The organism is Klebsiella sp. Ech2A (assembly GCF_030078455.1).
Taxonomy (GTDB): domain Bacteria; phylum Pseudomonadota; class Gammaproteobacteria; order Enterobacterales; family Enterobacteriaceae; genus Klebsiella; species Klebsiella terrigena.
Map to the genome: position 1 here is coordinate 1 of NZ_JAQGFU010000145.1, position 11099 is coordinate 11099.

Annotated in this window: 10 protein-coding genes; 9 read left to right on the forward strand and 1 reads right to left on the reverse strand. The window is 63.6% G+C overall.

Translation table 11 applies throughout. The features are described 5' to 3' along the window. The 8 genes from PFH44_RS20190 to PFH44_RS20225 form a co-directional block, all read left to right on the forward strand. The coding region (locus tag PFH44_RS20190; protein ID WP_283825944.1) for an NAD(P)/FAD-dependent oxidoreductase at nucleotides 1-766 on the forward strand (766 nt) is incomplete at its 5' end. 26 nt (nucleotides 767-792) lie between these two features. Further along, a complete protein-coding gene (locus PFH44_RS20195; RefSeq protein ID WP_283825945.1) occupies nucleotides 793-2049 on the forward strand; it encodes an MFS transporter in 1257 nt (418 codons plus the stop codon). Between the two features lie 10 nt (nucleotides 2050-2059). Beyond that, a complete protein-coding gene (locus PFH44_RS20200) occupies nucleotides 2060-2590 on the forward strand; it encodes a cupin domain-containing protein (RefSeq protein WP_041147181.1) in 531 nt (176 codons plus the stop codon). A 9-nt stretch (nucleotides 2591-2599) separates the two neighbouring features. Continuing rightward, nucleotides 2600-3370, forward strand: a complete 771-nt coding sequence (locus PFH44_RS20205; RefSeq protein ID WP_045857106.1) for an alpha/beta fold hydrolase — start codon at nucleotides 2600-2602, stop codon at nucleotides 3368-3370. Next, nucleotides 3354-4148, forward strand: a complete 795-nt coding sequence (locus tag PFH44_RS20210) for an SDR family oxidoreductase (protein ID WP_283825946.1) — start codon at nucleotides 3354-3356, stop codon at nucleotides 4146-4148. Before PFH44_RS20205 ends, PFH44_RS20210 begins: the two co-directional genes overlap by 17 nt. Before the next feature lie 9 nt (nucleotides 4149-4157). After that, nucleotides 4158-4922, forward strand: a complete 765-nt coding sequence (locus PFH44_RS20215) for an aspartate dehydrogenase (protein WP_283825947.1) — start codon at nucleotides 4158-4160, stop codon at nucleotides 4920-4922. A gap of 15 nt (nucleotides 4923-4937) precedes the next feature. Next, nucleotides 4938-6407 carry an aldehyde dehydrogenase gene (locus tag PFH44_RS20220; protein ID WP_283825948.1) on the forward strand — a complete coding sequence of 490 codons (1470 nt, stop codon included), beginning with the start codon at nucleotides 4938-4940 and terminating at the stop codon, nucleotides 6405-6407. Nucleotides 6408-6421: 14 nt separating this feature from the next. Further along, nucleotides 6422-8071 carry a thiamine pyrophosphate-binding protein gene (locus tag PFH44_RS20225; RefSeq protein WP_283825949.1) on the forward strand — a complete coding sequence of 550 codons (1650 nt, stop codon included), beginning with the start codon at nucleotides 6422-6424 and terminating at the stop codon, nucleotides 8069-8071. Between the two features lie 42 nt (nucleotides 8072-8113). Here the strand turns inward: PFH44_RS20225 and loiP are convergent, their stop codons facing one another. After that, nucleotides 8114-8872, reverse strand: a complete 759-nt coding sequence (gene loiP / locus PFH44_RS20230; RefSeq protein WP_041147175.1) for a metalloprotease LoiP — start codon at nucleotides 8870-8872, stop codon at nucleotides 8114-8116. Nucleotides 8873-9150: 278 nt separating this feature from the next. Between loiP and tkt the strand changes: the two genes are divergently transcribed. Further along, the coding region (tkt, locus tag PFH44_RS20235) for a transketolase (RefSeq protein ID WP_283825950.1) at nucleotides 9151-11099 on the forward strand (1949 nt) is incomplete at its 3' end.

Sequence of the window (11099 nt, forward strand, 5' to 3'; positions counted from 1 at the left end):
CCGGCTGGCGGTCGTCGGCGGCGGCTGGATTGGCCTCGAGATTGCCGCCTCGGCGCGCAAAAGCGGCGTCGAGGTCACGCTCTACGAACAGCAGCCGGCGCTGTGCATGCGCTCGGTAAGCGGCGAGGTGTCGCAGGAGCTGGAATGGCTGCACCGCGATCGGGGGGTCAACGTCCGCACGGGGTGCGGTGCGCTGGGCCTCGAAGATAGCGACGGCCTGCCGGTGATCCGCTGCGACGGCCGACGTCAGACCTTCGACGCGGTGGTGGTGGGGATCGGCGTCGATCTTAACCTTGAGCTGGCACAGGAGGCGGGCCTGCCCGTCGATCGCGGGATCGTGGTCGATGCCCAGGGGCGAACCGCCGATCCGGCTATTTTCGCCGCCGGCGACGTCGCCCGCCATCACCGGTACGGATTGTGCATTCAGTCGTGGGCCTTTGCCCAGAATCAGGCGGTAGCGACGGCGAAGGCGATGCTCGATCCGAAGGCCGAGGGCTACGACGAAGCGCCGTGGCTGTGGTCGGATCAATACGCGCACAATATTCAGATCCTCGGGATCCCCCAGCCGGGAACCCGGACGGTGGTTCGCCGCGATCCCAAAGGGCCGCTGTTTTTCTCGCTCGATAGCGACGGCCGGCTCAGCCAGCTGGTGGCGTTTAACGATGCGCGCACCGTCAAGCTGGCGAAGCGCTGGATGGCGGCGGGGAGGGATCTTTCCGCCGTGCCGCTCGACGATCTGACCTTTTCGCTGATGTCATTGCGATAACACCCGCGCACCCTTAAGGGGGAGAGATGACCACATTAGAGACCAACACCGCGCCCTCCGTGGCGGGCGGTGAGGGCGTCCACGCGCCTGAAAAAGCGGTTCGCTGGGCCATTCCGCTGTCGTTACTGGCCTGCGTACTGCTGGCGTTCTTCGACAAAATCAGCATTGCGGCGCTGTTTTCCGATAGCCATTTTCAGCAGGCGATGGGCATCGATTTTGATACCACGCGCCTCGGCATCCTGATGAGCGCTTTTTTACTGAGCTACGGCTTCTCCTCGGTTCTGCTCAGCGGGCTGGGCGACCGCATCGCGCCGCTGCGCCTGCTCACCGGCATGATGGTGGTGTGGTGCGTATTAATGGTGATGATGGGGTTCACCCACAGCTACAGCGCCATGATCGTGCTGCGCGTGCTGCTCGGCATCGCCGAGGGGCCGCTGTTTCCGCTGGCCTTTGCCATCGTGCGCCACACCTTCCCCCAGCGTCTGCAGGCGCGCGCCACCATGCTGTGGCTGCTCGGGACGCCGGTCGGCGCGGCCATCGGCTTCCCGCTCTCCATCTGGCTGCTCAGCACCTTCGGCTGGCAAAGCACCTTCTTTGCGATGGCGATGCTGACGGCGCCAGTGCTGATTTTTGTCCGTATCGGCCTGCGCGGGATCCAGCTGGAGGGCAAAACGTCCGCGGCCGCCAGCTCGCAGGAAGAGCGGCGTAGCGCCCGCCGGGAGCTGTTTGTCAGCCCGCACTTCTGGATGATCTGCGTCTTCAATATCGCCTTCCTGGCCTATCTGTGGGGCATCAACGGCTGGCTTCCCGGCTATCTGATTAAGGGCAAGGGTATCCACCTGGAGCACGCCGGCTGGCTGTCGTCTATGCCGTTTATCGCCATGCTGCTCGGCGAAATCATCGGGGCGTGGCTTTCAGACCGGGTGGATAAACGCGCGGCCGCCTGCTTTCTCTCGCTGGCCGGCGCGGCGGTGGGCCTCGCGGCGGTGATGCACTTCACCACTCCGCTAACGGTTATCGCGGCGATGAGCTTTAGCACCTTCATGTGGGGAACCGGCGCCCCCAATATTTTTGCGCTGCTGGCGAAGGCGACCCATCCCCGGGTCAGCGCCACGGCGGGTGGGATTTTCAACGGGTTGGGAAACTTTGCCGGCGCCCTGTCGCCTGCGGTGATGGGCGCGCTGATCGCCTTCACCCACAGCATGGATTCCGGACTGATCTTTCTGGCGGTGATGGCGGTCGTAGGCTGTCTCCTGTTGCTGCCGCTGCTAAGACGTTACTGAGGAGAAGACGATGACAGATTCAAGCGTAACTGCAAAACAGGGCCTCAAGCCTGAGCACCTGACGATGGAAGAGTGGATTGAGTCGCGTATCGCGCGCTTTGAAGGACGCAAATATGACTGGAACGCGCTGAAGTTCCAGGCCGATTTCGACCCGAAATACCGCCGCGCCCAGATGCGCTACATCGGCACCGGCGCCACCGGCGTCGCCAGCGACACCAATACCGTGGCGGCGGAGAACTTCACCTTCTCCACCATGGTGCTGCCGGCGAAGTGCGAAGGGCCGCTGCATCTGCACGATGACGTCGAAGAGGTATTTTTCATGCTCAAGGGGCAGATCACCCTGATGGTTCAGGACGGCGATAGCTACACCGAAACCGTGCTGCGCGAGCGCGACCTGATCTCCGTCCCGGCGGGGATCTACCGCGGGCTGTTTAACCACGGCGAAGAGGAAGCGCTGATGTGCGTGATGCTCGGCACCCGCAAGCCGAATATCCCGACCTATCCGCAAGATCATCCTCTGTCAAAAGTGAAGCGCGGTTAAGGAGGCGGTATGACGGGTTTTCGTGAACAGGGGAGCGGCACGCCGCTGGTGCTGCTGCACGGTATCAGCTCCGGCGCGGCCTCCTGGCATAAGCAGATGGCGCTGCCCGGCTACCGCGTGCTGGCCTGGGATATGCCCGGTTATGGCGAAAGCCCGATGCTCTCGGCCGAGCGTGCGGATGCCGGCGACTATGCCGAAGCGCTGGCGCAGCTGCTCGACCGCGCCGGCGTTGAGCGGGCGGTGCTGGTGGGCCACTCGCTGGGCGCGCTGGTAGCCAGCGCCTTTGCGGCAAAGTACCCCGGGCGCGTTCTGCGCCTGGTGCTGGCCGATGCCGCCCAGGGCTACGGCCGGGCGGATGCCGCGCAGCGTGAAAAAGTCTGGCACGGCCGGCAGCGGCAGATGGCCGCCGGCGGCGAAGCGATGGCGCAGGGTCGGGCGGCGAAGCTGCTGCACCCCTGTAGCGATGAGGCCAACGTTGCCGTCGTTGCCGCCGGGATGCGCAGGCTGCGCGCCGAGGGCTACCTGGCCGCGGCGTGGATGCTGGCCCATGACGATATTCACCGCTGGCTTGGCGATTTTCGCGGCCGTTTTGAGGCGTGGTGCGGTGAGCAGGACGCCATTACCCAGCCGGAGCTGGTGCACGGCCTGGCGCTGCGCTACCGCATGCCGTACGTCGGCATCCCGCGAGCGGGGCACGCCAGCTATCTCGATAACGATACATTTTTCAATCAACAGCTTTTACGGGTAGGGGAAGAGGTGCGCGATGAATGCACAAATTGAGGGGCGCGTAGCGGTGGTCACCGGCGGGTCGTCAGGAATTGGCTTTGAAACGCTGCGCCTGCTGCTGGGGGAAGGGGCGAAGGTCGCCTTCTGCGGCCGTAATCCGGACCGGCTCGCCAGCGCCCATGCGGCGCTGCAAAACGAATATCCCGGCGCGGACGTCTTCTCTTACCGCTGCGACGTGCTGAAAGAGGACGAGGTGCAGGACTTTGCCGACGCGGTAGAGGCGCGCTTTGGCGGTGCCGACATGCTGATTAATAACGCCGGCCAGGGGTACGTGGCGCACTTCGCCGATACGCCGCGGGAGGCGTGGCTGCACGAGGCGGAGCTCAAGCTGTTCGGGGTGATTAACCCGGTGAAGGCCTTTCAGGCGCAGCTCGAGCGCTCGGATATCGCCTCGATAACCTGCGTGAACTCGCTGCTGGCGCTGCAGCCGGAGGAGCACATGATTGCCACCTCCGCGGCGCGCGCGGCGCTGCTCAACATGACCCTGACGCTGTCGAAGGACCTGGTTGCCAAAGGCATTCGGGTGAACTCCATTCTGCTCGGCATGGTGGAGTCCGGACAGTGGCAGCGGCGCTTTGAAAACCGCACGGACAGAAGCCAGAGCTGGCCCGAGTGGACGGCGGATATCGCCCGCAAGCGCGGGATCCCGATGGCGCGCCTCGGCAGGCCGAGCGAGCCGGCTCAGGCGCTGCTGTTCCTCGCCTCGCCGCTGGCGTCGTTTACCACCGGCGCGGCGCTGGATGTCTCCGGCGGCTTTTGCCGTCATCTGTAAGGAGTTGAGATGAAAAAGATCATGCTCATCGGCTATGGCGCAATGGCGCAGGCGGTGATTGAACGGCTGCCGCCGCAGGTCGCCCTGGGCTGGGTGGTGGCGCGCGAGGCGCACCACGCGGCGATCCGCCAGCGCTTAGGCGATGCGGTAGCGGTGCTGGAGGACCCGCAGTCCTGCGCGGAAACTCCGGATCTGGTGCTGGAGTGCGCCAGCCAGCAGGCGGTGGCGCAGTTTGGCGAAGCCATTCTCAGGCGCGGCTGGCATCTGGCGGTGATCTCTACCGGCGCGCTGGCGGATAGCGAACTGGAAAAACGCCTCAACGGCGCCGGAGGCCGGCTAACCCTGCTTTCCGGCGCGGTGGCCGGTATCGACGGCCTGGCGGCGGCGAAAGAGGGCGGTCTTGAGCAGGTGACCTACCGGTCGCGCAAAAGCCCGGCCAGCTGGCGCGGCAGCTATGCGGAAATGCTCATCGACCTCAACGCGGTCAGTGAAGCAAAAATCTTTTTTGAAGGCAGCGCGCGCGAAGCGGCCCGCCTGTTTCCGGCGAACGCCAACGTTGCGGCAACCGTGGCGCTGGGCGGCATCGGGATGGACGATACACGGGTACAGCTGATGGTCGATCCGATGACCCGGCGCAATACCCACACGCTGCACGTACAGGGCGCGTTTGGCGAGTTCCACCTGGAGCTCAGCGGATTACCGCTCGCCAGCAACCCAAAAACTTCCACCCTGGCGGCACTGAGCGCGGTTCGCGCCTGCCGCGAACTGGCATAGCGCAAAGAGGCGGCGATGGATGAGTTAAAGATTTTTATCGGCGGCCGCTGGCGCTGCGGCGGCGGCAACCTGATGCACAGCCTGTTTCCGGCCGACGGCTCGGTCAACGCCACGCTGCATGCGGCAAGCCTTGACGATCTGCATGAGGCGATCGCGCTGGCCGAAAGCGCCTGGCGCCAGCCGGCGTGGCGCAGCATGCTGCCCCATCTGCGGGCAAAGATCCTGCATAAAGCGGCGGATATTATCGAATCCCGCCTTGAGGAGCTGGCGCGGATGCAGAGCCGCGACAACGGCAAGCCGCTGGCGGAGGCGCGAGGCCTGGTGATGAGCGCCGCGGGCAGCGCCCGCTACTTCGCCGCCGCCTGCGAGCTGCTGGAGGGCGAACTGCCAACCCCGGGGCAGGCGGATCTGCTGACGCTCAGCCGCTACGAGCCGCTGGGCGTGGTGGCGGCGATTACGCCGTGGAACTCGCCGATCGCCAGCGAGATGCAAAAAGTGGCCCCGGCGATCGCCGCCGGTAACGCGGTGATCCTCAAGCCGGCGGAGGCCACGCCGCTGATGGCGCTGGAGCTGGCGCGGATTTTCGAACAGGCCGGCCTGCCGGCGGGCCTGCTCAGCGTCCTGCCGGGGAAAGGATCGGTGATTGGCGACGCTCTGGCCCGCCACCCTCTGGTGCGCAAGATTTCGTTCACCGGCGGCACCAGCACCGGACGTCATCTGGCGCACGTGGCGGCGGAAAAGCTGATCCCGGCGTCGCTGGAGCTCGGCGGCAAATCGCCGACCATCGTGCTGGAAGATGCCGATATCGAGCAGGCGGCGCGCGGCATCTGCTACGGCATCTTTAGCTCCGGCGGTCAGGCCTGCATCGCCGGCTCGCGGCTGTTTGTGCATGAAAAAGTCTATCCGCAGCTGATGGCGCGCCTGCTGGAGCTGACCCGCGGGCTCAGAATCGGCCATCCGTTTAGCGCGGAGACCCACGTCGGGCCGCTGATTAATGAAAAGCACCGCGACAGCGTGCTGGAGTACGTCGAGCTGGCGAAACGCGAAGGCGGCCGGGTGCTGTGCGGCGGCGAGATCCCGGCGGATCCGGCGCTGGCGGCAGGCAGCTATTTTCAACCGACGATCGTTGAGGGGCTGACCAACGCGGCCCGCGCCTGCCGGGAGGAGATCTTCGGCCCGGTGCTGGTGGCGATGACCTTCAGCGATGAGGAGTCGCTGATCCGCGAAGCCAATGATTCGGTATACGGTCTGGCGGCGGGGATCTGGACGCGGGACAGCGGACGCGCCCTGCGCTTAAGCGATCGCCTGGAAGCCGGAACGGTGTGGATCAACACCTATAAGGTTTTCTCCATTTCGACCCCGTTTGGGGGCTTTAAAGAGAGCGGCCTGGGCCGCGAAAAAGGGATTCAGGGGCTAAAGGCCTGGATGCAACAAAAGAGCATTTATCTGGCGACGGGTAATAGCGTCAACCACTGGTGCGACTAAGAGAAGGGTGTGCAATGAGCGAAATGATAACCGTCGGCGAAGCCATCGCCAGAACGCTGGAGCAGTACAACGTTGAGGCTATTTACGGCGTCATCTCTATTCACAACCTGCCGATCGCCGATGCGGTAGGCCAGCGCGGAAAGATCCGCTTTGTTCCGGCGCGCGGTGAGGCCGGATCGGTCACCATGGCCGACGCCCACGGCCGTTTTTCCGGACTGGGCGTGGCGTTGACCAGCACCGGCGCGGGGGCCGGCAACGCGGTAGGGGCGCTGGTGGAGGCGATGAACGCCTGCACGCCGCTGCTGCACCTCACCGGTCAGGTGGAAAAAACCTGGCTCGATGCCGACACCGGCTTTATTCACGAAACCCGCGACCAGCTGACCTTCCTGAAGGCCAGCTCGAAGCGCGCGTACCGCATCAGCAACGCCAGCCAGGCGCTGGCTATCCTGCATAAGGCGATTCAGGAGGCGCAAACGCTGCCGTGTGGGCCGGTCTCGGTTGAAATCCCGATTGATATTCAGGGCGCGAAAATCCCGGCCTCGCTGGTGACCGCCGCGCTGAAAGCGGCCCCGGCGGCGAAGGCCGATAGCGCCACCGTCGATGCGCTGTGGGCGCAGCTCCGCCAGGCTAAACGACCGCTGCTGTGGCTGGGCGGCGGGGCCATCGGCAGCGCGGCGGCGGTGAAAAAGCTGGCCGATGCCGGAATGACCGTGATCTCCAGCACCCACGGCCGCGGCGTGCTGCCGGACGGGCATCGCGCCAGCCTGCGCGCCTTCCACAATTCGCCGTCCGTTGAAGCGCTGATGGCGCAGTGCGATTTTACCCTGGTGGCGGGCTCGCGCCTGCGCAGCAACGAAACCCGCTCCTGGACCCTGGAGCTGCCGTCGCCAAGGGTGCAGATTGATATCGACCCGGCGGCGGCCAGCCGCAACTACCTGATGGATAACACGCTGATTGCCGACTGTAACAGCCTGCTGGCGGCGCTGGCGGCGCTGGCGGAAAAAGCGCAGGGCCGTGAATGGGGCAATGTCCAGTGGGATGAGGAGGTCAAAGAGGCGGTCGCGCTGGCGGAACGCGGGCTGCGCGAGCAGTGCGGCGCCTACGCGCAGCTGAACGACGCTATCGCGCAGGCGCTGCCTGACGACGGGATCCTGGTGCGCGATATCACCGTTTCCGGCAGCCTGTGGGGGAGCCGTCTGTTCCGCGCCCACGGCCCGTTAATGAACATCCACTCGCTGGCCGGGGCCATTGGCATGGGCCTGCCGATGGCGATCGGCACGGCGATTGCTAACCCGCAGCGGAAGGTGGTCGGCCTCGTCGGCGACGGCGGGCTGAGCCTGAATCTGGGGGAGCTGGCGACGCTGGCGCAGGAAAAGGCTAACGTCACGCTGATTGTCATGAACGACGGCGGCTACGGCGTGATGCGCGGGATTCAGGATAAGTATTTCGGCGGGCGCCAGTATTACAACGAGCTGCATACTCCGGATTTCGCGCTGCTGGCGCAGGCTATCGGCCTGCAGGCGTGGAGCGTTGAGCGGGCGGAGGATTTCCAGTCGGTCATGACCGAAGCGCTGGCGATGCCGGGGCCGTCGGTGGTGGAGGTCAAAATGGGGCAGATTGGCGCGCTGCGTTTTGCCGGACCGCCGCAGAAAACGCTGTATTAAGTCGTTTTCCCCTCTCTGACGCTGCAGAGAGGGGAGCCGGGATTATTTAATGCCGTCGGCCTTCATGCGATCGCGGATGTGCTGAGCGCGCTCCTGGGATGCCGGGTGATCGTCAAACATTGAGCTCTGACGCCCGGCTTCCAGCTTGGCCAGCTTTTCGAAGCTGGTGGCCAGCCCTGACGGATTAATTCCGCGCTTACGCAGCAGATCGTAGGAATAGTCGTCCGCTTCGGACTCCTGGCGCTGGGAGAACTGCGAGTTCACCAGCTTTTCGCCAAGATCGCCCAGCTGAGACTGGGACAGGCTGCCGACGATACCGCCCGCAGACGCGGCGGCGGCGCGAACGGCGTTGGTGCCGAGCGCCACCTGCATGCCTTTCTTCACGTGACCCAGCGCAACGTGGCCCATTTCGTGGCCGATGACCGCTTCCACTTCGTTATCGTTCATGATGTCCATCAGGCCGCTGTATACGCGGATGCAGCCGTTGGCCATCGCAAACGCGTTAACGTCTTTGGTTTCATACACTTTGTAGTTAACCGGCTGGCCGTTGATATTGTCTCCCAGCGCGGCGGCGATTTTATTCAGACGCTTGCTGTATTCGCTGCCGGCGGGCGAAATAGTCGCCTTGCTATCCATCTCTTTACAGGCCTGGTCGCTGAGCGCTTTGACCTGCGCGTCGCTCAGAGAATAAGCCTGAAAAGCCTCGGCGCCGGAGCTGAGGAGGGCGTTGGAGTCCATGTTCTGACATCCGGTAAGCGTTGCTGCGATCCCAAGGGCAAGAATAGTTGAGCGAATTTTCATTTTTTATCTTCCACAATCTTACGATTTTTTGTCTGAAAAAGGCGACGGTAAGCATGTCGCATCCTGCACAAATTATAAAGAGTATTGCGAGTTACGGGCGAGAGGATTCCGGGGCAGCACAACGTGTTCCGGAGATTTCTTAAACCACAAAAGGATGCTCCATGTACATGTTTTGTCGCTTGGGTTACATTGTTGTCACTTTTTTCCGGCGTAGCCCAAAACGCGCTCTCGTCAAGTCGTTAAGGGTATGGCCTTCAACAGTCCGAACTGGAGTCAAAATGTCCTCACGTAAAGAGCTTGCTAACGCTATTCGTGCGCTGAGCATGGACGCGGTACAGAAAGCCAAATCCGGCCACCCGGGTGCCCCGATGGGTATGGCTGACATTGCCGAAGTCCTGTGGCGTGATTTCCTGAATCATAACCCGAACAACCCGGCCTGGGCCGATCGCGACCGCTTCGTGCTCTCCAACGGCCACGGCTCAATGCTGATTTACAGCCTGCTGCATCTCACCGGTTATGATCTGCCGATTGAAGAACTGAAAAACTTCCGTCAGCTGCACTCCAGAACCCCGGGCCACCCGGAAGTCGGCTACACCGCCGGCGTTGAAACTACCACCGGCCCGCTGGGCCAGGGGATTGCCAACGCGGTCGGCATGGCGATTGCTGAAAAAACCCTGGCGGCGCAGTTCAACCGTCCGGGCCACGATATCGTTGACCACTTCACTTACGCCTTCATGGGCGACGGCTGCATGATGGAAGGCATTTCTCACGAAGTGTGCTCCCTGGCCGGTACCCTGAAGCTGGGCAAGCTGGTGGCGTTCTATGACGACAACGGCATCTCCATCGACGGTCACGTTGAAGGCTGGTTCACCGACGATACCGCTAAACGCTTTGAAGCCTACGGCTGGCACGTGGTGCGCGGCGTTGACGGCCATGACGCCGATGCCATCAAGCGCGCGGTGGAAGAAGCGCGCGCGGTGACCGACAAGCCGTCCCTGCTGATGTGCAAAACCATCATCGGCTTCGGTTCGCCGAACAAAGCCGGTACCCACGACTCCCACGGCGCGCCGCTGGGCGACGCGGAAATCGCGCTGACCCGCGAGGCCCTGGGCTGGACACACCCGGCGTTTGACATCCCGTCTGACATCTACGCGCAGTGGGATGCAAAAGAAGCCGGTCAGGCGAAAGAAGCGGCGTGGAACGAGAAGTTTGCCGCCTACGCCAGCGCCTTCCCGCAGGAAGCCGCCGAGTATACCCGCCGTATGAAAGGCGAGATGCCGGCCGACTTCGACGCGAAAGCGAACGAGTTTATTGCGAAGCTGCAGGCTAACCCGGCGAAAATCGCCAGCCGTAAAGCGTCGCAGAATGCGATTGAAGCCTTTGGCCCGCTGCTGCCGGAATTCCTCGGCGGCTCGGCTGACCTGGCGCCAAGCAACCTGACCATCTGGTCCGGCTCGAAGGCGATTAACGAAGACACCGCCGGGAACTACATCCACTACGGCGTGCGTGAGTTCGGGATGACCGCGATTGCCAACGGTATCTCCCTGCACGGCGGCTTCCTGCCGTACACCTCCACCTTCCTGATGTTCGTGGAGTACGCGCGTAACGCGGTACGTATGGCGGCGCTGATGAAGCAGCGTCAGGTGATGGTCTACACCCACGACTCCATCGGTCTGGGCGAAGACGGCCCGACGCACCAGCCGGTTGAGCAGGTGGCTTCCCTGCGCGTGACGCCGAACATGAGCACATGGCGTCCGTGTGACCAGGTGGAATCGGCGATTGCGTGGAAATACGGCGTTGAGCGTCACGACGGCCCGACGGCGCTGATCCTGTCGCGTCAGAACCTGGCGCAGCAGGAGCGTACGGCGGAGCAACTGGCGAACGTGGCCCGCGGCGGCTACGTGCTGAAGGATTGCGCCGGGCAGCCGGAGCTGATCTTCATCGCCACCGGTTCTGAAGTTGAACTGGCCGTGGCTGCCTGGGACAAACTGACCGCTGAAGGGGTGAAGGCGCGCGTGGTTTCCATGCCGTCCACCGACGCGTTCGACAAGCAGGATGCGGCGTACCGTGAATCGGTGCTGCCGAAAGCGGTTTCGGCTCGCGTGGCGGTGGAAGCGGGTATCGCCGACTACTGGTTCAAATACGTGGGTCTGAACGGCGCCATCGTCGGCATGACCAGCTTCGGCGAGTCCGCGCCGGCTGAGCTGCTGTTCGAAGAGTTTGGCTT